The sequence below is a fragment of the Fibrobacter sp. genome (assembly GCF_017551775.1).
Lineage (GTDB): Bacteria > Fibrobacterota > Fibrobacteria > Fibrobacterales > Fibrobacteraceae > Fibrobacter.
Window position 1 is genome coordinate 20,421 of sequence record NZ_JAFZKX010000092.1, and the last position, 21,023, is coordinate 41,443.

Annotated in this window: 21 protein-coding genes; 12 read left to right on the top strand and 9 right to left on the bottom strand. The window is 54.7% G+C overall.

The annotated features are described in order from the left end of the window. Window positions 1-35: 35 nt before the first annotated feature. Together IK012_RS11105 and IK012_RS11110 are read right to left on the bottom strand one after the other, a co-directional pair. Complete coding sequence (locus tag IK012_RS11105) at window positions 36-584, bottom strand: hypothetical protein (RefSeq protein WP_290954432.1); 549 nt, start codon at window positions 582-584, stop codon at window positions 36-38. Between the two features lie 86 nt (window positions 585-670). Further along, window positions 671-1,165 carry a hypothetical protein gene (locus tag IK012_RS11110; RefSeq protein WP_290954435.1) on the bottom strand — a complete coding sequence of 165 codons (495 nt, stop codon included), beginning with the start codon at window positions 1,163-1,165 and terminating at the stop codon, window positions 671-673. Between the two features lie 439 nt (window positions 1,166-1,604). On the opposite strand from IK012_RS11110, the gene IK012_RS11115 reads away from it, so the two are divergent. The 8 genes from IK012_RS11115 (at window position 1,605) to IK012_RS11150 (ending at window position 11,679) form a co-directional block, all read left to right on the top strand. Beyond that, complete coding sequence (locus tag IK012_RS11115; RefSeq protein ID WP_290954438.1) at window positions 1,605-2,876, top strand: glutamate-5-semialdehyde dehydrogenase; 1,272 nt, start codon at window positions 1,605-1,607, stop codon at window positions 2,874-2,876. Window position 2,877: 1 nt separating this feature from the next. Next, window positions 2,878-3,228 carry a phosphoribosyl-AMP cyclohydrolase gene (gene hisI, locus IK012_RS11120; protein WP_173378837.1) on the top strand — a complete coding sequence of 117 codons (351 nt, stop codon included), beginning with the start codon at window positions 2,878-2,880 and terminating at the stop codon, window positions 3,226-3,228. 55 nt (window positions 3,229-3,283) lie between these two features. Then, complete coding sequence (locus tag IK012_RS11125) at window positions 3,284-5,695, top strand: MMPL family transporter (protein ID WP_290954442.1); 2,412 nt, start codon at window positions 3,284-3,286, stop codon at window positions 5,693-5,695. Next, window positions 5,692-6,891 (top strand): pyridoxal phosphate-dependent aminotransferase, encoded by a 1,200-nt coding sequence (locus tag IK012_RS11130; RefSeq protein ID WP_290954445.1) that lies wholly within the window; start codon window positions 5,692-5,694, stop codon window positions 6,889-6,891. The genes IK012_RS11125 and IK012_RS11130 overlap by 4 nt, the downstream gene beginning before the upstream one ends. 5 nt (window positions 6,892-6,896) lie before the next feature. Further along, a complete protein-coding gene (locus tag IK012_RS11135; protein WP_290954448.1) occupies window positions 6,897-8,972 on the top strand; it encodes an ATP-binding cassette domain-containing protein in 2,076 nt (691 codons plus the stop codon). Continuing rightward, window positions 8,969-10,474 carry a serine/threonine-protein kinase gene (locus tag IK012_RS11140; protein WP_290954450.1) on the top strand — a complete coding sequence of 502 codons (1,506 nt, stop codon included), beginning with the start codon at window positions 8,969-8,971 and terminating at the stop codon, window positions 10,472-10,474. The genes IK012_RS11135 and IK012_RS11140 overlap by 4 nt, the downstream gene beginning before the upstream one ends. A gap of 116 nt (window positions 10,475-10,590) precedes the next feature. Next, entirely contained in the window at window positions 10,591-11,025 is a 435-nt protein-coding gene (locus IK012_RS11145; protein ID WP_173378842.1) for a YraN family protein, read from the top strand. A 60-nt stretch (window positions 11,026-11,085) separates the two neighbouring features. Then, complete coding sequence (locus tag IK012_RS11150) at window positions 11,086-11,679, top strand: L-threonylcarbamoyladenylate synthase (protein WP_290954454.1); 594 nt, start codon at window positions 11,086-11,088, stop codon at window positions 11,677-11,679. 22 nt (window positions 11,680-11,701) lie between these two features. Here the strand turns inward: IK012_RS11150 and IK012_RS11155 are convergent, their stop codons facing one another. From IK012_RS11155 to IK012_RS11170, 4 genes are read right to left on the bottom strand one after another with little or no spacing between them, the layout of a single operon-like run. Further along, window positions 11,702-12,148 carry a hypothetical protein gene (locus tag IK012_RS11155; RefSeq protein ID WP_290954457.1) on the bottom strand — a complete coding sequence of 149 codons (447 nt, stop codon included), beginning with the start codon at window positions 12,146-12,148 and terminating at the stop codon, window positions 11,702-11,704. After that, window positions 12,145-13,893, bottom strand: coding sequence for a c-type cytochrome (locus IK012_RS11160; protein WP_290954460.1), 1,749 nt, complete (start codon window positions 13,891-13,893; stop codon window positions 12,145-12,147). Before IK012_RS11160 ends, IK012_RS11155 begins: the two co-directional genes overlap by 4 nt. Then, window positions 13,890-14,768, bottom strand: a complete 879-nt coding sequence (locus tag IK012_RS11165) for a 4Fe-4S dicluster domain-containing protein (protein ID WP_290954462.1) — start codon at window positions 14,766-14,768, stop codon at window positions 13,890-13,892. Before IK012_RS11165 ends, IK012_RS11160 begins: the two co-directional genes overlap by 4 nt. Window positions 14,769-14,771: 3 nt before the next feature. Then, the gene (locus IK012_RS11170; protein WP_290954465.1) at window positions 14,772-15,299 is read right to left on the bottom strand and encodes a cytochrome c3 family protein; all 528 of its coding nucleotides are present in this window, start codon (window positions 15,297-15,299) and stop codon (window positions 14,772-14,774) included. Between the two features lie 326 nt (window positions 15,300-15,625). Here IK012_RS11170 and IK012_RS11175 point away from each other — a divergent pair, with 326 nt between their 5' ends. Beyond that, the gene (locus tag IK012_RS11175) at window positions 15,626-15,895 is read left to right on the top strand and encodes a type II toxin-antitoxin system RelB/DinJ family antitoxin (RefSeq protein ID WP_290954468.1); all 270 of its coding nucleotides are present in this window, start codon (window positions 15,626-15,628) and stop codon (window positions 15,893-15,895) included. After that, window positions 15,892-16,188 (top strand): type II toxin-antitoxin system YafQ family toxin, encoded by a 297-nt coding sequence (locus tag IK012_RS11180; RefSeq protein ID WP_290954476.1) that lies wholly within the window; start codon window positions 15,892-15,894, stop codon window positions 16,186-16,188. The genes IK012_RS11175 and IK012_RS11180 overlap by 4 nt, the downstream gene beginning before the upstream one ends. Window positions 16,189-16,197: 9 nt before the next feature. Here the strand turns inward: IK012_RS11180 and IK012_RS11185 are convergent, their stop codons facing one another. From IK012_RS11185 to IK012_RS11195, 3 genes are read right to left on the bottom strand one after another with little or no spacing between them, the layout of a single operon-like run. Then, window positions 16,198-16,566 carry a c-type cytochrome gene (locus IK012_RS11185; protein WP_290954480.1) on the bottom strand — a complete coding sequence of 123 codons (369 nt, stop codon included), beginning with the start codon at window positions 16,564-16,566 and terminating at the stop codon, window positions 16,198-16,200. Window positions 16,567-16,568: 2 nt separating this feature from the next. Continuing rightward, a complete protein-coding gene (locus tag IK012_RS11190; RefSeq protein WP_367273790.1) occupies window positions 16,569-17,618 on the bottom strand; it encodes an NAD-dependent epimerase in 1,050 nt (349 codons plus the stop codon). A 43-nt stretch (window positions 17,619-17,661) separates the two neighbouring features. Beyond that, complete coding sequence (locus tag IK012_RS11195) at window positions 17,662-18,567, bottom strand: hypothetical protein (protein ID WP_290954489.1); 906 nt, start codon at window positions 18,565-18,567, stop codon at window positions 17,662-17,664. A gap of 52 nt (window positions 18,568-18,619) precedes the next feature. Here IK012_RS11195 and IK012_RS11200 point away from each other — a divergent pair, with 52 nt between their 5' ends. Further along, entirely contained in the window at window positions 18,620-19,291 is a 672-nt protein-coding gene (locus tag IK012_RS11200; protein WP_290954491.1) for a hypothetical protein, read from the top strand. Window positions 19,292-19,310: 19 nt separating this feature from the next. Continuing rightward, a complete protein-coding gene (locus IK012_RS11205; RefSeq protein ID WP_290954496.1) occupies window positions 19,311-20,441 on the top strand; it encodes an FISUMP domain-containing protein in 1,131 nt (376 codons plus the stop codon). The last annotated feature ends 582 nt before the right edge of the window (window positions 20,442-21,023 follow it).

Consider the following 21,023-nt stretch of genomic DNA (forward strand, 5'->3'; position numbering starts at 1 on the left):
CGGTCTTGCCGCACCTTTTTTTACACACAAATGAATTATCGTCTGTTCACCGATTTGAGAAATTCTTTCGAACATTCTCCGACAAGCACTGCATCAATTCGATAATTCAAAGTCGTATTGTTTAAACTATCCCCTTGGCAAACAAAAGACGTTTTCCAATAGGCTTCAACTTTCTTTCCATAAAAAGCCTCTACCTCATTTCTTGATGCAAGATTTTTCGCAAAATGAACCTGTCTGCCATCGAAAGTTTCCAAGGCAACCGTTGGTGGTCTAGGCATCGAAATAGTCCTTTTTTCATTACTTCCAATATGCGAACACGACGAAAAAGACAAAGCAGGCAAAGCCGTTCCCGGAAGACCATGTAATGTGTACAAGGGCTTCGCCCAAGAGCCACATTTACACGATACCGAGTCCTTCAAATTCCATACGGGATGTTCTTCTATAGGTTTGGCATCAGCAATATAGATTGAATAAGTATCGGAGCAGTCACCGCAATCATCACGTCCAAAAGCGGCGCACAATTCCACACTTGGCTTTTGCGCATAAAGAATTCCACAAAAGAACAATACAAGGTATTTTCTCATTATTCACTGACTCATTTTGTACACTGTTGAGAAAACCAAATCGCTTTTTGCTCGGCAACCGCTGCTTTAATATAAGATAATTTCATCTATTCTTGCATGTATTCAGTCCAGCAAGAATCAAAAACAAACTTGAAACGAACCGAATCTTCGAGAATATTTACTTTTTTTGATTTAAGGCACTGCGCATGTTGGTTGAACTTGCCCTGCACTTCTTTTCTCTTTTCTTGTTCAATAGTTTTCGCAGAGTCTACGATTTCAATGTGTTTATTTTGAAACTGCCGTGATACATTTCTGCGACAATTATATTTGGTTCCGTCAATAATAACAGTGCCAGAAAAATTGCTCCTTTCACAGAAGCATTCATTGTATTGGGCCTTCCCTTTACAATGATTATGAATTTCTTCTAAAATCGACAGAATCTTTTTTACGCCTCCTTCATTCGGCAATGGAGGAACAGCCGTTTGGAGCGTATTCTTTCCATTAGAAGGTTCGATGATTTCGCTCTCTTTTTTTAGCGTGTGATCATCTCTGTCAGAACATCCAGAAAACAATCCCAAGACGAGCGAAAATAAAAAAGCCATCAAAATCTCATAAGGAACCCATTCGATGAAAAATAACAAACCGTGAGCGACAAAGCCCCTGTTCTTAAACAGGGGCGGTCGCGACCTTTGACCACTTAGCGCTTTAGCGCTTATGTGGGCATGGCCCCCCTTGCGGGGGTAGCGAGCGCATACCAGAGCAATTTAATACCCTAGACGTAGCGCGAGCGGTCGTACCGTGAGCGACAAAGCCCCTGTTCTTAAACAGGGGCGGTCGCGAGAGCGAGCGCATACCGGAGCAATTTAATACCCTAGACGTAGCGCGAGCAGTCATAAAAAGACTCGGCGTGGAGAGAACACGCCGAGCCAAGCACCCAAGTCCGATACCTCGCGACTATAAGTTAATGTCGTGGGTAAAAACAAACCTGTATCAGTAAAATACACAAAAGTGTGAGCAAAATCAATTTTCTATATTAAAAACATGACTCAAAATTATTCCAACTTGGAAGAATATTCCGAAATCTTGGCAAAAAACGCCAAAAACGCAAGTAAGACTATCCGCACCCTGAGCGCCGACAAGCGTAGCGCGGTGCTGAACCTCGTGGCAAAGCTGCTCCGCGAGCAAAAACAGGCCATTCTCGCCGCAAACAAGCTCGACCTCGAGGCCGCAGCCGGCAAGCTCGACGACGCGAAGATGGACCGCCTGACACTGAACGACGCCCGCATCGAAGCCATGGCCAAGGGCGCCGAAGAAATCGCCGCCTTCACCGACCCGCTGAACAAGGTCCTTGAATCCCGCGAACTCAAGAACGGCATCAAGATCAGCCGTGTTGCCGTGCCTATCGGCTCCGTGTTCTTCATTTTCGAAAGCCGCCCGAACGTCACAATCGACGGCGCATGCCTCTGCTTCAAGGCGGGCAACGCGGTCATCCTCCGTGGCGGCAAGGAATCTATCAATTCTGCAAAATGCCTCGCCGGAATCTTCCACAAGGCTCTCGCTGAAAACGGCATCGACGAGAACGCCGTGCAACTCGTGACCGAAACGAGCCACGACCTGGTGGGCATGCTCCTGCAGAGAAGCGACTGCATCGACCTCGTCATCCCCCGCGGTGGCGAACGCCTTATCCGTGCGGTTGTGGAACAGAGCAAGATTCCCGTCATCAAGCACTTCAACGGCATCTGCCACGTGTATATCGACAAGTCCGCCGACATGGACAAGGCCGTGAACATTCTCATCAACGCCAAGACGCAGCGCACCGGCGTGTGCAACGCCATGGAATGCGTGATTATCGACCGCCATATCGATGACGCAAACGTGAAGAAGCTTCTGGACTGCCTCGCCGACCGCGGCGTAGAACTCTTCGGCAACAAGGACGCCCAGAGCCACGACAGTCGCATCAAGGATATCGGAGACGATTCCAATTACCACCACGAATACCTCGCCCTCAAGGCAAGCGTCAAGTTCGTGGACAATGTCGCCGAAGCCTGCGACCACATCGAAAACAACAGCAGCCGCCACACTGAAGCCGTGGTCGCCGAAGACGCGTCCGTGCAAGATTACTTTGTTGCAAATGTGGACAGCAGCAGCGTGATGGTGAACGCGAGCACTCGCTTCGCCGACGGTGGCGAATACGGTCTCGGCGCCGAAGTGGGCATCTCTACCGACAAGCTGCACGCTCGCGGTCCCATGGGAGTCGAGAGCCTTTGCACCTACAAGTGGGTGCTCCGCGGCAACGGCCAGGTGAGAGGTTAAGATGAAATTCGATGATTTAATCAAAGAGATCAAGTTCGAAGTTGAATTCGGCGGCGTAAAGCTTGCGCCGGCTATCGTGCAAGACGCCGACAAGGGCGACGTGCTGATGATGGCATGGATGAACGAAGAAGCCCTCCGCCGCACGGTCGAATGCGGAGAAATGGTGTTCTGGAGCCGTAGCCGCAAGGAATACTGGCACAAGGGCGACACCAGCGGCAACGTGATGACCGTAGTGGAATGGGCCGCCGATTGCGACTCCGATGCGCTACTGTTCAAGGTCCGCATGCAGGGTCCGCAGGTCGCTTGCCACACGGGCGCCCGCAGCTGCTTCTTCAAGACGTGCGACAAGTAGTACATTCGTTACAATCGGGAAATACGCAGGCGAACGATTAGTTATATTGTAACTGATGTTCTCACTTGTCAGCAAAATCGTCAGGAGGCTAACGCGTCTACCGTTCTCGGTTCTCGCGCTAAGTGCGATTCTTGCCGTGCTGAGCATTTTCCCGATCAGCCACCTGCGCTGGGACATCCAGCTACAAGACACGCTCTCGTTCTCCAATCAGGAAAACAGCGACTACAAGAAAATCGGAAAGGATTTCGGCGGGCTCGGCAGCCTTACCGTCATCCTCCGTTCCGATGACAGCCTGTTAAACTACAACACCGCGAAGACGCTCGCCGAGCACCTGCAAAAAGATACGCTCGTCCATTTCGTCGACTTCGAGACCGACGCTGAATTCTACACGCGCAATTCCCTGCTCTACATCGACGAAAGCGACCTCGACACCATCATCGACAGGGTATCGACGCTCAAGCGTACCGCGCTCGCGAAAAGCAACCCGTTCCTCATCGACCTGGTAAACGAAGATACCGTCCCGGCCCTGCCCGCAGGCAAGGCGCAGGCCGACCTCGACAAACTGCAGGACAAGTACTTCGGCCTGATGGCGACGCGCTTCTCGAACAAAGAAGGGACGATTCGCGTGGTGGACATCTACCCGACGCATTCGCATTCCGACCTTTATACCAGCAGGGCCCTCCTCTCGGCAACAAGCGAATACCTCGCCGAAATCAATAACGGGAAAGAAATCGACGTCTACTACACCGGCAAGGTGTACGACACCATACGCCAGGGGAATACGATGCTCCCCGAAGCGAAGTTCGCCGGCAAGCTCACCGCGCTCCTCATCCTGCTCCTGTACATCATCAATTTCTACAGGCAGCCCCAGCTGATTTTCATTTCCTCCATCGCAACCGGGCTCCCCATACTCTACACGCTCGCGCTCGCTTCGCTCCTCTACGGGCGCATAAACCTCTTCACGCTCCTGCTCGCGCTTGTTCTCCCGGGGCAGGCCTGCCAGGTCGTAAGCCACGTGCTCAAGCGGTACTTCCTGGAACGTGCCAGGAACCTCACCCCGCAACTCTGTATCGAGAGCGCCGTGCTCGGAATCGGGCCTTCCACATGCGCGTACTCCTGCATCATGGCGGGGCTCTTTGCGTGCCTGGTCTTCGTGCCCCTGCCCGGCCTGCAGGAACTCGCCGTACTCGGCACCCTCGGCACCCTGCTGAACTGGTTCGTCACCATCCTCGTCACCACCGCACTGCTGCGCGTATTCCAGAGGAAGCAGCCGTTCACCGTAAATGACTTCCGCATCAACCGCGAATACACCATCCAGCTTTTGCCCCGCGTCCTGAACATCGTCCTCATCGTAATCATCTCCGTCGCAAGCCTCGCGAGCCTCATATACGGGAGTTCGAACCTCAGGTTCTTCTACGACTTCAAGAAAACCGAAATCCAGAAGCCGCCTTCCATCGCGGACTCGCTGCTCGCGCAGACCGGGTTCCCCGAATACGACCCCATCATCGTCGAATTTGCGAACGAGGAAGCCGGCAAGGAACTGTACCGGAACTTCCTCACCCTGAAGAAGAAGGGCGCCATCCCGACCATCAGCCACCTGTACACGCTCGCGCAGTTCAGCCCGAACATGAGCGAATCGCGTAAGGCGAAACTCGACTCCCTGCAGGGCATGCTCACGGGCAGTTTCCTCTCGAAAATGGATTCGAGAGAAAACAAGAGCTTCGCGCTCATCAAGGAATCGCTCGCCCGCCGGAACCTGGACGTGCACGACCAGCCGAAAAACGTTTTGAACAAGTTCCGCGACAAGAGGGGCAACAACGGCGTATTCGCGTTCATTTTCCACAACATAGACCCCAATGACGGTCTTGCGTGCAGGCGCCTCAACAGGGATATCGAAAAATTGCAGGGCATCCAGGACGACGAAATCCGAGCCACCGGACTTCCGGTGATACGGGCGACCGTACTCGACATGATTTTGCAGAACCTCGACAAGACCATCGCAGCAGGAAGTTTCCTGGTGTGCCTGATGCTCCTGATTTACTACAACAGGCTATCTCGCGCCATATTCACGCTGTTGCCATCCATATTCGCCATCAGCTGGCTTCTCATTCTGATGAGGCTTTTCGGCATCGAACTTTCCGTGTACAGCTCTCTCGCCTTCCCCATCATCATAGGCGCAAGCGTCGACGGCTCACTGCAGCTATGGACCGCTTTCTACAACAAGCAGGGCGGCACGGCCCTCACCGTAATGCAGAAGAAGTTCTCGGGCATCGCCGTAAGCCAGATGGCCTCGCTCATCGCCTGCTACGGTCTCATGATTTCTTCGCATCCCGGCCTCCGGAGCATCGGGCAGGTCTTGCTGCTCGGGCTGATATGCATTTTCATGGCGCAGTTCACCATATACCCGCTAATCGCGGGCGCGCTTGACCACTACAGAATCAAAAAGGCTTTAAGAAAATCAAAATGACACGCGCACTCTCTACAAGAACCGAAAATATCGCAGCATCGCTCACCGTAGCCATCGACACGCTCGCAAAACAGATGATTGCCGACGGCAAGGACGTCGTGAGCCTCGGGGCCGGCGAACCGGATTTTCCGACCCCAACGCCTATCCAGGACGCAGCCTGCGAAGCCATCCGTGCCGGAAAAACGCGCTACACCGCGCCCGTGGGCATTCTGGACGTGCGCAAGGAAGTCTGCAGCAAGCTCAAGCGTGAAAACGGCCTGGACTACGCACCCGAACAGATCATCATGACAAGCGGCGCGAAGCATGCCGTATTCAATGCGCTCGCAGCGCTAGTGAACCCGGGCGACGAAGTCATCATCCCCGCGCCCTACTGGGTCACCTACCCCGAACTCGTGAAATGGCTCGGAGGCACCCCGGTGTTCGTGCAGGCGGGCGTCGAAAACGATTTCAAGATTACCGCGGCGCAGTTGCAGGATGCCGTCACCGAAAAGACGAAGGCGATTCTCCTGAACAACCCGTGCAACCCGACCGGTTCCGTGTACACGCGCGAGGAACTCGAAAGCCTCGCGAAGGTCATCGTAAAGAACGACATTTACTGCATCTCGGACGAGGTGTACGAATACTTTGTCTACAACGACACCTTCTACAGCGCAGCCGCATTCGACGGGATGGCCGAACGCACGATTGTCGTGAACGGATTCTCCAAATCGTACTGCATGACCGGATGGCGCATCGGCTACGACGCCGCACCGGCGCCGATTGCAAAGATCATCGGGAAAATCCAGGGCCAGGCGACACACCACCCGAGCAACGTGGCGCAATACGCCGCCCTTGCCGCACTCCAAATGGGCAAAACCGAAGCCGACAAGATGTGCGCCACCTTCAAGAGGCGCCGCGACTTCATGGTGGAACGCATGACCGCCATTCTCGGCGAAAGTGTCAAGGCACCCGCAGGGGCGTTCTACCTGTTCCTCCCCATCGCGAAGCTCTACGGCAAAAAAACGCCCGACGGCAACAAGATCGGAGGCTCCATCGATTTCTGCAAGTACCTGCTCGAAAGCGAAGGGCTCGCCATCGTCCCGGGCGCAGCCTTCGGCGACGACACGTGCGTCCGATTCTCCTATGCGGCAAGCGACGAATCGCTAGCCAAGGCCTGTGAACGTTTTGAGCGCGGAGTAAAATCCCTCCGCGAGTAAATGCCATGTTCCGCATCGTCAAGCCGAACAAGCAAAAGCCCTTCACCATAGGGCGAAAGGAAGGGAGCGATCTCCACTTCCCCGAGCGCTTCGTTTCGAGAGAACATGCCATCATCGAATGCAAGGAAACCGCATCTGGCTGCGAATGGCATATCCGCAGCCTCACCACGAACAGCTTTACGCTCCTGAACGACGTCCAGGTCACCGAATCGGAAATCCACGACGGCGACATCATCGGAATCGGCGTGAAGCAGATGCGCGCCAACCTGAAGGACGGGGAACTATCGCTGCTGCTGTTCGATGCAAACGACGAAGTGGAAAGAATCGAACTCGAAGACACGCCCGCAACGCGCGAGATTGACGACGAGGGATCGAAAAACGAAATTCAGTTCCGGGCGTACGAAAACGGAGCCGAAATCCAGTTCCGCCATGCCGTAACCGACGAGAAAGGCAAGCGCTACAAGAAGATCGTCCTCGGCGAAAACGAAACCACCCGTTACGACCAGACGGAAATCACCGCGAAGGATGGAGCGCTGCTGCTCCGCAAGGCATCCGTAGGCTTCGACATCCACGTGCGCAACCTGGACGTATTCACCGGAAAAAAGCAACTCCTTTCGGGCATCGACTTCGACCTGCCCGCAGGCGAAATCCTCGCCATCATCGGGCGCTCCGGGCAAGGAAAATCCAGCCTCCTGAAACTTTTCGAAGGAATCTACCGCAAGGGCGAACAGAGCGAAGTGCATATCGGCGGTGTCGACTACCGCTGCAAAAAAATCCGCGAACACATCGCCATACTCGCGCAAGATCCGCCTCTGCGCGGTGACCTTACCGTAGACGAGACGCTCCGTCACGGCGCAAGAATCGCGATGGATTCGCACGACTTCCACAAGAACGCCGAAGGAAGGCTCGAGAAGTTCTGCGAACTCTTCGGGCTCAGCGACCGCCGCAAGAACCGCATCAAGACGCTCAGCGGCGGCGAACACCGCCGCGTCGCCCTCGCCGCAGAACTCATGGGCAACCCGGGCCTCATCATCCTCGACGAGCCGCTCTCGGGCCTAGACCCGTTCAATTCGCGCATCCTCTGCTCGCACTTGAAACAGCTCGCCTTCCTCGGGCATACGATAATCCTCACCACGCACAGTTACGAGGCGCTCCACATCGCGAACAAGGTACTCGTGCTGCACCGGGGCGAACAGGGTTTCTACGGGACGCCGCAGGCCGCCTACCAGTATTTCAAGACGAACGATCCCGAGACAATCCTCTCCAACCTCGGGCACGACGCCTCTTCGGCCTGGAAGGAATCGGGCATCGCGAGCCGCGACACCGTCAAGGACAACTGCAACCACATTTACTTTACGAGCCGCAAGAACAGCGAATCGCTCCTCTACGGCATGAAGCTAACGCTCAAGCAGTGGCTCCGCGACAAGGGAAAGACTGCGGCGCTCCTTCTGCAGCCATTCATCATCGGGTTCCTCTTCTCGCAGATATTCTCCGCGACGTCTTCGCTGTGGACCGTCTCTTTCGCGATTATCCTTTGCGCCAACTGGTTCGCGCTCTCGCTTTCCATCCGCGAAATCGTGCAGGAAAAAGACATCGTGCGCGGGGAACTGCGCAAGGGGCAGAAGGTCATTCCCTACTACTTCGGGAAATTCCTGCTCCCCACGCTGGCGGCGTTCCTCCAGACCGCAATCGTATACGCCTTCGTGGCATTCCGCATTCCCGTCCATCCTTCGCCGGCACTGCTTGCGGCCACGTTCGCATGCACGGTAGCACCCGCGGTGGCGATGGGCCTGCTCGTCAGTTCCCTCTCCAAGAATTCCGGCCAGGCGAACGCATTCCTCCCGCTCCTCATCATCCCGCAGGTGGCACTCGCTGGAGCGCTCGTCCCCTTCGACCAGATGCAGCATATCGGCAAATGGCTTTCGACCATCGTCTGGTCGCGCTACAACCAGAGTTCGCTGCTGAACATCTTCCTGGAACGCCCCGATAACATACGGAACGCCATTTCCGCGCTATCGCTATCCCTTATATTTTGTATAATTACCGCAATCATTCTCCACAGTTCGAAAAAAGCAAAATGACCGTAAACGACGTACAGCATTTTCCCCGTCCATTCAACGACAACTACGACCTGATCGGAACTCTCGGCAAGGGGGGAATGGGGCTAGTCTACAAGGCTCTCGACAAAAAGCTCAAGCGCGTAGTAGCATTCAAGATCTTGGACGCCTCCGCTGACGGCGAAGCCATCCAGAGATTCTACCTGGAAGCCCAGGCCATGAAGGAACTGGACCACCAGAACATCGTGCATGTTTTCGACTTTGGAAAGCAAGACAACCAGCTCTTTATCGCGATGACGTATGTGCAGGGCTACTCGCTCTCCGACGTTCTCCAGAAGCAGAGCAAGCTTCCCTTCGACGCTATCGAACTGATTGTCCGCCAGATTGCACGCGGCCTCCTTTACGCCCACAGCAAGGGAATCGTCCACCGCGACGTGAAACCCTCGAACATCATGCTCACGCGCGACAACCGCGTCTACGTGATGGACTTCGGCATTTCGTACATCCAGGAGATGGAAAAAGACAGGCTCACCAAGACGGGCATGACGATGGGAACGCCCGAATACATGAGCCCTGAACAGTGCCACGGCGACGAAGTGACGCTCCAGTCCGACATTTACAGCATGGGCGTCATCCTTTACGAAATGACTTGCGGCCGCCTCCCCTTCCAGGGAAACCGCCCCGTCGAAATTGCGCTCAAGCACGTGCAGGAACCGCCTCCGGATCCCAGGCAGTTCCGCCCCGACATGCCGCCGGGACTTTCGGAACTCATCCTCAAGTGTCTCAAGAAAAAACTGAACGAGCGATTCCACGACATGCAGGAATTCCTCGACGAATGCGACCAGGTGTTCCCGCAAAAAGAAACGCACGGGAACATGAAAATCGGCAAGAAGCAATCCCTGTTGCGTCACGGCACCACTTCCATAGCCGAAGCCGCCACGAAGCTCCCCTCGCACGTGCGCGTCATCCGCAGGCGCCTTACCGCGCTCGCCATATCGCTGTTCCCGCTCATCATTCTGCTGCTTGTGCTCCTGATGCTCACGTACAAGCCCGAAAACATGCTGCAGCAACTCGAGTGGGACGACGCCATCGGCAACTTCGAGCAGACCGCCATAGAGGCGGACGTTTCGGGTGGATACTCGCTCGACAACCTCACAGACGGCGACCTCAAAACCGCATGGCTCACCGCGATGCCCGCAAAGCCGCAGAACCCCGTGCTCACGATCTTTTTCGACAACATAACGCTCATCACGCACATCGGTTTCGCCGTCGGTTACCAGAAATCCGTCGACGACCCGTTCGGTGACCGCTTCCGCATCTTCAAGAAGCCCAAGTCGCTCACGCTGGAAACTAAAGAAGGATTCAAGCAAAAGGTGTTGCTCGAAAACATCAAGGGCATGCAGTACCCGAAAATCCAGGCCATGGAAACGAGCGAAATCAAGGTCTACCTCGACGAAGTCTACGAAGCCGACAACAAGGATTTCGCGATTTCCGAGATAAGGATGCTCGGAATGCAAGTCCACTAAAATTTTTGACATAGTCCCGCATGCGGGGCGACCTTATTGGAACATGCGATTTTCGCGTGTTCTTTTTTTTATCAAGAGAGGAAAAAATGATAAAAAGGGAATACGGCAATTTGCAAATGATTCGCAAATTTGAAAACTGGCGAAACGGAGGCCGCAAGGCCTCGAACCGGCCCAAGGGCAACTTCATCGAATCGCAGGCGGCGGCATACCTGCGCAGGCTCGGCTACGAGATTCTAGAGCGCAACTACGCCTACCAGGGAGGCGAGCTCGACATCGTGGCGAAGGAAGGCGAAACCATCGTCTTCGTGGAAGTGAAGTCCGTATGGAACAACCAGCAGGGGAACCCGGCGGCGCGCGTGAACGTAGCGAAGCAGAAGAAGATTTGGAAAACCGCCTGCCATTTTTTGCACACGAAAAGCGAATTCGCCCCGAAAGGGTTCGACCAGCCCTGCCGTTTCGACGTGCTTTCGGCGCGCGTTTACCAGAAACCGCTGCAATTCAGCCACATCAAGAACGCCTTCGAAGGCACGCAGGTAGTCCCGCAGTGCTAGCGGCAGGCAATCCGTAAAGCCCCGGAAGCCGCATGTGCGAGCCTTTGTTATATTATCGCCATGCGTTTTGAAGTCCATCCCGATAATCCGCAGGCGAGAATCGTGAAACTCGCCGCAGCCGCCCTCGAAGACGACGGCCTCGTACTCTACCCTACCGAGTCCGGCTACGCCATCGGCTGCAACGCCGAATCCCCGAAGGCCATCCACAAGCTTTACGCCCTCAAGAAGCCCATGAAGAAGTTCTTCATGGCGCTCATCATCCCCGACATCCGCTCGGCGACCGACTACGCCCGCATCGACAACTTCGCCTTCAACATCATGAAGCCCCGCGTGCCCGGGCCCTACACGTTTATCTTGCCCGCCGATCCGCACATCGCCCGCCGGCTCGACGTCAAGCGCCCCGAAATCGGCGTGCGCATGCCTACGCATCCGTTTTTCAAGGAACTCTTCCAGCACTTCGACAAGCCCATCCTGAGCACGGCGGCGAAGCTTTCTGAAGAAGATATCTACGAGCCCGACGAAATCTGGAAAACCTTTGAGCACTCCGTCGAAATGATGGTAGACTGCGGTCCCATCGAAATCAACCCGACGAATATCATCAGCCTCATCGGCGACCGAATCGAAATACTGCGCGGCGATCTGCTCGACCCGTAGTCACGCCCGCATCTATCCTATCTCAGAAGAACACCCAGACGGCAATCCAATAAGCCATCAGGGCGAATTCCATGCCCTGCGAAATTTTCGAAAGGAACGTGGAGCCAAATACCGAAACGCATAGAGCGATGATGCGCGTCCACGGCATGTCGAATCCCCGGTAGTACAACGATATCCCGCCGAACAATTCAACCCACAGCCACATCACCTGCGCCATAATCAAGAAGCGACGACGCTTGTTCGGGAGCGCCGTAGTCGAGACGCACAGCGCAAGCGAAATCATTCGCAACGGGTACGATTCCATCGCCGGATCGCGCATATCGCCCGCCAAGAATGTATAGGCGCCAAACAGCAGGAGCGAGCCCACGATGACAAAGGCTTCCTTGAACAACCTTATGGGGCGACGCCAGAAGAACTGCGCCAAGGCGAGCGCAAGGAGGCATGCGACAGCATTCATCAACGGAGTCATGGGGCAACCTCCATTGTGTCCGCCGGGGCAAGCGAGCGCATGTACCGCACGAGGGCGCGGGCTTCCGATTCCGTCAGGCGGCCTTCGTACGGATTCATGTTCGCACGTCCATTCAAAATCACATGCACAAGCGAATCCTCGCCGAGGGAATCGAGCCGAGCCGCAATCAACTTTTGCGGTACCGGATAGAATTCGCGTATGAATTTTTCATTGAACTTGCCGTCAGTCCCGTGGCAACCGCTGCAGCGCGCATTCCATACCGCGCGGGCATGGAGCGAATCGGGAACTGTCGCATCAGTAATCACTTCGGACGGGATATCGGCCGACGATTGCCGAATTGCATTTTCCGATGCACCGCCGGCATAGAACATCCCCGCAAGGAACCCGACAGCGGCAAAAGAGAACACGGCAACAATTTTCCACGCCAGCGAATGCGTCTTCGAATTCGAGACCAAGTCCGCAGCACTCTTATCCGTCGCTATTTTCCAGAACGGGCGCACGCACAAGACGACAGCCGCCACGAGCGCCACAATCGGGTAGAAGAGCGGAGCCACATTCGGCAAAACGACAGAGACCGTATCGAACGCAGGCCGGGACACGGCCCAGAGCGTGTAGACAAGCGCCACGAGCACGCCCACCAAAAGAGGGAAGCGCAGCACGATAAACTCCCGGCTCGTCAAGGGTTCCGTGTGGTGTTCCACGACAGGAGCAGACTTTTCATCCAGTTCGCCGAACAAAAGTTCGTTGCCTTCGATGGGCTTGCGGAGCTTTATGCGCAGAAGCACGAGCAATGTCGTGAACAACCCGACGGAGAAGGCGACAAGACCTGCATCGATTTTCCCGAAACTCCCGACGGACGGGGACACAAGGAAGAAGCGTTCAAGCCAGAGCCCGAACAGCACGGAGAACGACACGGCGAGACGCCCGAGCGGACTTTCGCGCACAGGCGATATCCACCAGAGCTGCGGGAGAAGCGCGCCGAATGCGAATACGGAGAAGTTCCATTCCCCCTTCAACGCGAAGATCCAGCCCCAGAACAGGAACATCAGGAACGAGAAGGCCATCATGAGCTTTTCGAGCAATCGCACGCGGCAGCCTTCCGCCACAAGGAGCATGTTCACCATCGCAAGGCCCGAATATATGGCGCCCGCGATGAAGTACAACGGGAAGAACGCCCCCTGCCACTGCGGCACGAACGTCACCGCAAAATCGAGGCTCACCACCGTATGCACCCAGAGCACAAGCGGGAACAGGAGCCACGCCATCGGGCGGCGCAAGTCCTCGAGCACCTGGAAACGTTCCGAGAACAAGTGTATGGAGAAGTAGACCAGCGAAAGCAGCGCATAGACGGCGATGCAGCAGAAGTCCCACACCAACGGGGAACGAAGGTTCGCAAAACTCCCCCGCGCATCCGCGAAGGGAATGACCATGTAGAAGTTCTCCACCACACCGAGATGCATGAGCGGGAAAATCGCCGCGACCACGAGCGCACACAGCGTCGTGAGTTCCGCAAGGAGCGACGTGCGCCGGTCTAGCCGCACGCCGAGCGCCAGGAGGATTGCCGAAATGAGGGTCCCAGCATGCGCGATGCCTATCCAGAAGACGAACAGGCTTACAGGCACGCCCCAGAAGGTACGCGCATCCGTCGTCCAGGCGGCAGGGCCTTCCCACAGGCTGTAGCCGAGCGCACAGAGCCCGGGCAACAGGAGCGCAAGCCCCGCATATAGGAGAATCCTGAAAATCAACGGCGCTCCCCCATGTAGACTATGGACGGATCCAGCGAAGCAACCGCCTTTGGGGCATAGAGCACGCGGTCTTTCGCGGCAAGCACCATCGGGGACTTTTCATCGAGCCAGTTGCCGAATATGATAGCGTTCTTCGGGCAGGCGACGGCACAAGCAGTCGTCACATCGCGACCACGCCAATGCTCGCCGGGATGGAGCGCCTTGAAATCGTGGCGGTCATCCTGCAAGCGCTGCAGGCACAGCGAACATTTTTCCATCACGCCCTTCGTGCGGACAGGAACGTCGCTGTTGAACTGGAGCGAACGGCCCGAATCGACCGGATCATCGAAATTGAACTTGCGGGCACCCACAGGGCAGTTCGCCCCGCAGAAGCGGCTCCCGGTACAGCGCTTGTACATCATGGCGGAGATTCCGTCGGGCGTGTGGTTCGCGGCCCCCGTCGGGCAGACCTTCTCGCAGGGAGCATCTCCGCAGTGGAAGCACATCGCGGGAACACCGCCGCACATCTCGATCCAGTGCATGAACTGCCCGCGGGCAGCCTGCGCCCGGCCCGAAAGCGGAATGTTGTTCTCCTGGATGCAGGCGAGCACGCACTTGCCGCAGCCGTCGCAGGCATCCAAATCAATCGCCATGCCGAAGCGATTCTCCGTAGAGGCGCCAGGAGTCTTGAGCGCCGAGGGCATCGGGACGCGCACGAGCTCCATCGCGGGCTTCATCTTCGAAAGCGCGAGACGGACCTCGTTCTCGAAATCGGCGAACGCCGGAGTTTTCTTCGCAGCCTTGACTGAAGGGCCAAACAAGCCTTCGCGGCAGCCGAAAAGGGCAAAGCCCGCCACCGTCACCGAGAAAAGCTTCAGGAACTCGCGCCTATCCATAAACTACCTGTGGCACGCGGCGCAGTACGTGGCCGCCCGTTTGAAATTCTTTGAACTTGCGGTCTCGCCCCTGTGGCAGGCAAGGCACGACTGCATCGTGAAATTGTCGCCGCCGTACACGTCGGCCATCGAATTATTTTTCGCAGGTCCGCGACCCGCATTTGCCGGAACAGCAGTGCCGGCCGAACGGTGACAATCCGCGCACTGCACGCCTGCGGCCGCGTGTACTCCGTGGTGGAACACCACGTGCTCCGGCAGTTCGGAGTCGTGCCACCAGGGGTATGCCGGAGCGGCGGCGAGCGCCGAATCCAGCTTCTCGATTCCGGGATTTTCAGTGAGCGGCAAGCGGTGGCAATCCATGCAGTCCGCCTTCGCAGGCAAGTACGCCTTCGCCCCGGATGTGGCACCCGTATGGCAGTGACTGCAATCGAGCCCGATGTTCTCCCCGTGGAGCGCATGCAAAAAAGCAATCGTATTCGGGCCACTCGTATCCGCGCCCACGCGCACCGGAGCAGCCTTCTGACAAAACAAAAAATCCGCCAAAAAGAAAGCGAAGACAACGGCAAAAACGAGCCCCGCCCACTTGAACGGGGTTACTCCTGAAAATGCGCCTTGTCGTTTCAACAGACTCATCCCTGTAATGTAAATCTAACATCTTTTAAAGCGCAGCAAAGTTCCGGTTTTTTGTAAAAAAACGCATGTAAGCAAAATTTTCCGGCATATTTTGCCCGCGAAACCGTCTATATAAGTAGACAGGAGCGTCTCCTGTTCGCTACGCAGGGCCGCTGCGTCCGATTTTACAACACAAATACAACAATTGCTTTACATTTGGAACTTTTTGTTGTATATTTAGAGGTATGAGTACCGTGGTTACAAATATCCGAATAGATAAAGAGCTCAAGGCTCAGGCTACCGAACTCTTCAACGACTTGGGGTTGACTCTGTCCCAGGCCTTCACCGTTTTCTTGAAGCAGGCAGTACTTCACCAAGGCCTGCCATTTGCCGTCACCAGACCCCCGTCCAAAGAACTCCTCGAGGCGATAAAGGAGGGCGAACAACTCGCCCACGACCCCAACGCCAAGACGTACGCAACGCCACAGGAACTTTGGGACGAGCTAGGCATATGACGACAGCTTCTTACAAGTATACCGTTCGGGCGACAAGCAGTTTCAAGAAAGCCTCAAAGCGATTAGCCAAACGGGGAAAAGACTCCCAAAAACTGAAAGATGTTGTTGACATCCTTGCCAAAGGGGAAGATCTTCCTGAATCCTATAAAGACCATCCTCTTGTAGGTAATTGGGTTGGTCATAGGGAACTGCATATAGAAGCCGATTGGATGTTAATCTACAGAATCGAAGAAAACATTTTAATTCTTGAACTCGTAGATACGGGGACGCATTCCGATCTGTTCGGGAAATAACGCTCCGGCTTATTTCGGCCGGGTCGCGTCATCCGGATGTTTCAGGATGTACAGGAGCCATGCAGCCATCATCTTGGCCTCGGCAGAATCCATCGGGGCGATTTCCATCGGGTCCCACTGGTCGGGGTGCTTGGGCTCGGGCTTCATCAAATAGCGCACGAGGCCCTGCGGGTCTTCCGCATACTGAGCGACGTTATCCTTCATGGGAGGCGCCGCAAACTTGCGTGCCCAGCGGTGGCATCCCTTGCACTCGTTGTTGTAGTATTCCGAAGCCTTCGTCTTGAGTTCGGGCGTCACGGACGGCAACACGAATGCGTCAACCGCGAAAAGCAGGCTCACGGCGACAACAATCAATATGCAAATCCGTGAACCGCGCATATCTACCTCAGCGGGTTCTTGTCGCTCTTGTACCACTTCATGAACTCGGCGATGCCGTCGTGCAGGCTCCAGTGGGGCTTGTAACCGCATTCCGCCTCGAGCTTCGTGGTGTCGGCGTTCGTCTGGTAAACATCGCCCGGCTGCATCGGCAGGAATTCCTTCTTCGCGGGCTCGCCGTAAGCGTTCTCGATTTCGGCGATAAAGTCCATCAGCTTCACCGGATTACTGCACCCGATGTTGTACACCTTGTAGGGCACACCGTTCGGGCACTTGTCGGCGACCGGCATGTGGTCAAGCGCATGCACAGAACCTTCGGCGATGTCGTCGATGTAGGTGAAGTCGCGAATCATGTCGCCGTTGTTGAACACCTTGATGGGTTCACCCTTCGAGATGGCACGGGCAAAGAGCATCGGGCTCATGTCGGGCCTCCCCCACGGGCCATAAACCGTAAAGTAGCGCAAGCCCGTCATCGGGATGCCATAAAGTTTCGCATAGGAATGCGCCATCAACTCGTTGCTCTTCTTGCTCGCCGCATACAAACTAACAGGGTTGTCGACCTTGTCGTCTTCGCTGTAAGGCACCTTCGCATTCAGTCCATAAACGGAACTGGACGAAGCGTAGAGCAAATGCTTCACCTGGTTGTGGCGGCAGGCCTCGAGAATGTTGAGGAAGCCGACCATGTTGCTCTGCATGTAGGCGTACGGGTTCGTGATAGAGTAGCGCACGCCCGCCTGTGCCGCGAGGTTCACCACCTTGTCGAACTTCTCGGCGGCAAAGAGCTTGTCGATGGATTCCTTGTCGGCGAGGTCCATGCGAACAAAGCGAGCACCGGAAAGCGTCGCGCTTTCGAGCATGGAACCGAAGGGAACGTCGGCCAGGACGCCCCCATTTTCAGTGCGGAAACCGTTTTCCCACAAGCGCCCGTACTTGAGGCGCACATCGTAATAGTCGTTGATGTTGTCAAGCCCGACAACCTCGTCCCCGCGGGCCGAAAGCATCGCCATAATCTTCGAAGCGATAAAACCCGCTGCACCTGTCACCAGAATCTTCATTCCAATAGTCCTATTTTTCAAAAAAAGTAGAAAATATTTTCACCTATTCTAAAGGCAGGGTCAAGATTGAAACGGACTTACGCCCCACATGGTAATACGCCAAAAAGATTTTCCCGTCCCTTATGTCAAGACGGTATACACTCGCATCCGCGGACACGCGCTCCTGTTTCCACGTATGTCCGCCATCGGTACTATAAAGCAGGGCGAAGTTATCACTAGGCCATCCCTCACGAACGACAGCCGCAAAGACATCGCCTTTTACAAAGAAATCCTTCAACCAAACATCCTTGCCGCCATAGCTCGTTTCGTGTTGCAATTGAGCCTTCCCGTCTTCTATCCGATAAACGAGCACCCGGTTACCCGAAGAACCGAGTATCCAGCTTTTGTCATTCCGGGCAAAAATCGGAAGAGTACTTTCCACGAAATCACCCGCATACACCCTTTCCCCATTTTCCAACTTGCATTTCGGTCCCCCATCCGGAACCGAATCGTTCACGCAAACAATACGAACCTTGCGATAATCCCGATATTTACCAATGGAATCCCACGTCATATAGTCCTCACCCGACACATAAACCGCATCGAAGTCGGCATCCTTTTCGTAAGACTCGAGAATCATATGGTCATCCATGGAATAGAACTTCGCAAACGACGTCAAGTTCCTGATTTCGCTTTTTGTCCAGGTGGCACCCCCATCATATGTTCCAAGGACTGCGGGCAGTTGCTCTATGATACCATACGAACCGAACAAGAAAAGCGAATCGGGTCCCCGCACAACCATTTCTTCAATATGAAAGTCCTCGAATTCCGCAGGATAAACCGTCTTTTCGCGAAAGGCCTTCGAGGACGAATCCTTATACGACGCGTAAGCGAAAAACACGACGCCCAGCAGCATCAAGACAAGGAATGGTGCTGTAAAGAGGGTAATTACGATAGTTCTTGTCTTCATGCAAACGCTCCTATCCTGTATCGAAAAGTAGAAAAAATCTATAATTACAGGTATGAAGAAGATTTTATTCGCCATATTGGCCGTGTATTTCGCACAGGCTTTCGCCGACACTCCCGAAGAATGGATCACAAAAGCGAACGGCGTGATAAAACAAGAAATCCGGGCATCGAGCAACTCGATACACTCCGCCTATTCCCTCGGGAGCCTCCAAGAAGCCTCCGCCATCCTGGATTCCGCACTCCAACGGTTCCCGTACCGCATCGACATCTGGCTCGGGCAAGTCCAGCTAAACGGTGAAATGGAAAACTGCAAGGCGCAAACCAAGTATTTCGAGAAAATCCATGAACTGTTAAAGACAAACAAAGACAAGTGCGAACTCAAGGGCGGGCAAAAGATCGCCGATGCCGACAAGCTCCTAGAAGGAGAATTCACGATTGCCGCCAGAAAGTACTTCGAGACAGAAAACGACCCCTGCTACGAAATGCTTGCGCGCCAGATGCTCAAGTACCTCCCCAACAGCGTAGAAGCGCTGAACGCCATGAGCGTCGTCCACTTGCTACAACAGAACGACAGCGCGATAGTTTATCTAGAACGCGCCCACAAGGTCAACCCCTCCGACTGCATCGTAATCCACAACATCGCGGAATTCTACAAGCGCAAAGGCAACACGAAAAAGCACGAAGAATATACCATGAAAGAAGCGCTGATGTGCAGACAGAAATAGAAAAGGCTATATTAGAACTATGATGAAAAAGAGTTTCGCATTTCTTTTGATGGCGTTCCTTCTCGCAGCGTGTGGCGACGACGACAGCAGTTTCGCCCCGCGCGACGACGAGTCGTCCAGCAGCATTGAAGAGGAGTCTTCTTCTTCAGTCAACGCGAAGTCGAGTTCTAGTGCGAAGTCCAGCAGCAGTGTGAAGTCTTCCTCGAGCGTCGCGTCTAGCAGTTCCGCGAAGTCCTCTTCGAGCGTCACACCGCAGTCGAGCTCTAGTGCGAAGTCCAGTAGCAGTGCGAAGTCTTCCTCGAGCGTTGCGTCTAGCAGTTCCGCGAAGTCCTCTTCTAGTGTCACGCCGCAGTCGAGCTCTAGCGCGAAATCCAGCAGCAGTGTGAAGTCTTCTTCGAGCGTCACTCCGCAGTCGAGTTCAAGTGTTCCCAGTAGCAGCGGCTATGTCCCGTATGACCATAAGGCTGATTTGGGTGATGCTATTCGTATCAAAAGCAGCGATTACAAGACCTTTGTTGATGAACGCAATGGTCGTAGCTACTACTACCTTACGATTAGAGGGAAGAACAAGGCTGGTGAGGTGGATTCCGTAACCGTGATGGCGGAAAACCTCAATATAGGCAAGATGATTGGTTGGGCCTTGGATCAGGCAAACGATACGTTAATCGAGCGTTACTGCTACGATAGGGATACTACAAATTGCGATCGTTATGGTGGCCTCTACCAGTGGGCCGAGATGATGCAGTTGCCGAGCCGCTGCAATACCGAGAGCTGTGCCGATTTGATTCAGCCGAATCATCAGGGAATCTGCCCCGATGGCTGGCGCCTGCTGACGCAGGATGATTTTTATATAGTGCTGAAATCGGACAACGCCGAACATGGTATTGAAGATGTCCGAGCTAGAGGTTTCGGTGGCTATAACTACACCGGCTATTCCCTTGTCGGTGCCGGGTATGTGCTGGGTCGTAAACTCAAAAATATAGGGGAAGCCGCTGGCTGGTTTTATACCGAAGAAGCGGAAGAAGCTCCCGCTGAAGGGGCCTTTGCCTCATCTACAGCAAAAATTGGAGAAATTTTCAGTACCTACGAGATGGCAAAAACAAATGGTCTCTCCGTCCGTTGCGTAATGGTGGAAAAACAGGCCGAATAAAGCATGTATTCGGGAAAAGAATCGGCGACCCCGGAACAAGTCCGGGGTGACAGCAGGAAAAAACATCTTCCTGCAGTTTAATACGACACCCGCGGTTCGCGAAAGCCGATGGGACTAACTAGTCACGAGGCTTTCGCAGTACCCGATTCTTGCATTTTCCTGCAATAAGCAGTCCCATTCCATAGCCCCTCTCGTGTTTCTTTGCGGAGAGAGGCTCTTCGCTAAACGAACACTCGAACGAAGTGAATGTGTGAGTGTGCAAAGAGCCTCTTGTAGCAAACTTACTTATAGAGAGCGGTTCTGATAAGGAGAGGTGATTCCGGGACAAGCCCGGGGTGACAGGCTCCGGAAAGAACAATCCGATGCTGACCTTCGTCAGCATGACATCTGGCATGACGTCGGTATGACAAGCCGGGGCGTTGCGGGGCGGCGAGCGCCCGCTCGTGATGTGAACCCCAAAAGTTAGACACAACTTTAGAGGCTAGCATGACAAAAATACACACAGAAGAAGAATGGCAAAGAGTCCTCGACCTGCACAAGGAGGGTATGTTGCCTAGGGCGATAGCTCGCCTAGTTGGCATA

Bases quoted from the DNA above. Each gene is read 5' to 3' on its own strand.
- IK012_RS11200 (WP_290954491.1), top strand. From the start codon at position 18,620: ATGAAGAAGATTTTATTCGCCATATTGGCCGTGTATTTCGCACAGGCT.
- IK012_RS11190 (WP_367273790.1), bottom strand. From the start codon at position 17,618: ATGAAGATTCTGGTGACAGGTGCAGCGGGTTTTATCGCTTCGAAGATT.
- IK012_RS11110 (WP_290954435.1), bottom strand. From the start codon at position 1,165: ATGGCTTTTTTATTTTCGCTCGTCTTGGGATTGTTTTCTGGATGTTCT.
- IK012_RS11195 (WP_290954489.1), bottom strand. From the start codon at position 18,567: ATGAAGACAAGAACTATCGTAATTACCCTCTTTACAGCACCATTCCTT.
- IK012_RS11105 (WP_290954432.1), bottom strand. From the start codon at position 584: ATGAGAAAATACCTTGTATTGTTCTTTTGTGGAATTCTTTATGCGCAA.
- IK012_RS11205 (WP_290954496.1), top strand. From the start codon at position 19,311: ATGATGAAAAAGAGTTTCGCATTTCTTTTGATGGCGTTCCTTCTCGCA.
- IK012_RS11130 (WP_290954445.1), top strand. From the start codon at position 5,692: ATGACACGCGCACTCTCTACAAGAACCGAAAATATCGCAGCATCGCTC.
- IK012_RS11150 (WP_290954454.1), top strand. From the start codon at position 11,086: ATGCGTTTTGAAGTCCATCCCGATAATCCGCAGGCGAGAATCGTGAAA.
- IK012_RS11140 (WP_290954450.1), top strand. From the start codon at position 8,969: ATGACCGTAAACGACGTACAGCATTTTCCCCGTCCATTCAACGACAAC.
- IK012_RS11185 (WP_290954480.1), bottom strand. From the start codon at position 16,566: ATGCGCGGTTCACGGATTTGCATATTGATTGTTGTCGCCGTGAGCCTG.
- IK012_RS11175 (WP_290954468.1), top strand. From the start codon at position 15,626: ATGAGTACCGTGGTTACAAATATCCGAATAGATAAAGAGCTCAAGGCT.
- IK012_RS11165 (WP_290954462.1), bottom strand. From the start codon at position 14,768: ATGGATAGGCGCGAGTTCCTGAAGCTTTTCTCGGTGACGGTGGCGGGC.
- IK012_RS11135 (WP_290954448.1), top strand. From the start codon at position 6,897: ATGTTCCGCATCGTCAAGCCGAACAAGCAAAAGCCCTTCACCATAGGG.
- IK012_RS11125 (WP_290954442.1), top strand. From the start codon at position 3,284: ATGTTCTCACTTGTCAGCAAAATCGTCAGGAGGCTAACGCGTCTACCG.
- IK012_RS11155 (WP_290954457.1), bottom strand. From the start codon at position 12,148: ATGACTCCGTTGATGAATGCTGTCGCATGCCTCCTTGCGCTCGCCTTG.
- IK012_RS11115 (WP_290954438.1), top strand. From the start codon at position 1,605: ATGACTCAAAATTATTCCAACTTGGAAGAATATTCCGAAATCTTGGCA.
- IK012_RS11145 (WP_173378842.1), top strand. From the start codon at position 10,591: ATGATTCGCAAATTTGAAAACTGGCGAAACGGAGGCCGCAAGGCCTCG.
- IK012_RS11180 (WP_290954476.1), top strand. From the start codon at position 15,892: ATGACGACAGCTTCTTACAAGTATACCGTTCGGGCGACAAGCAGTTTC.
- hisI (WP_173378837.1), top strand. From the start codon at position 2,878: ATGAAATTCGATGATTTAATCAAAGAGATCAAGTTCGAAGTTGAATTC.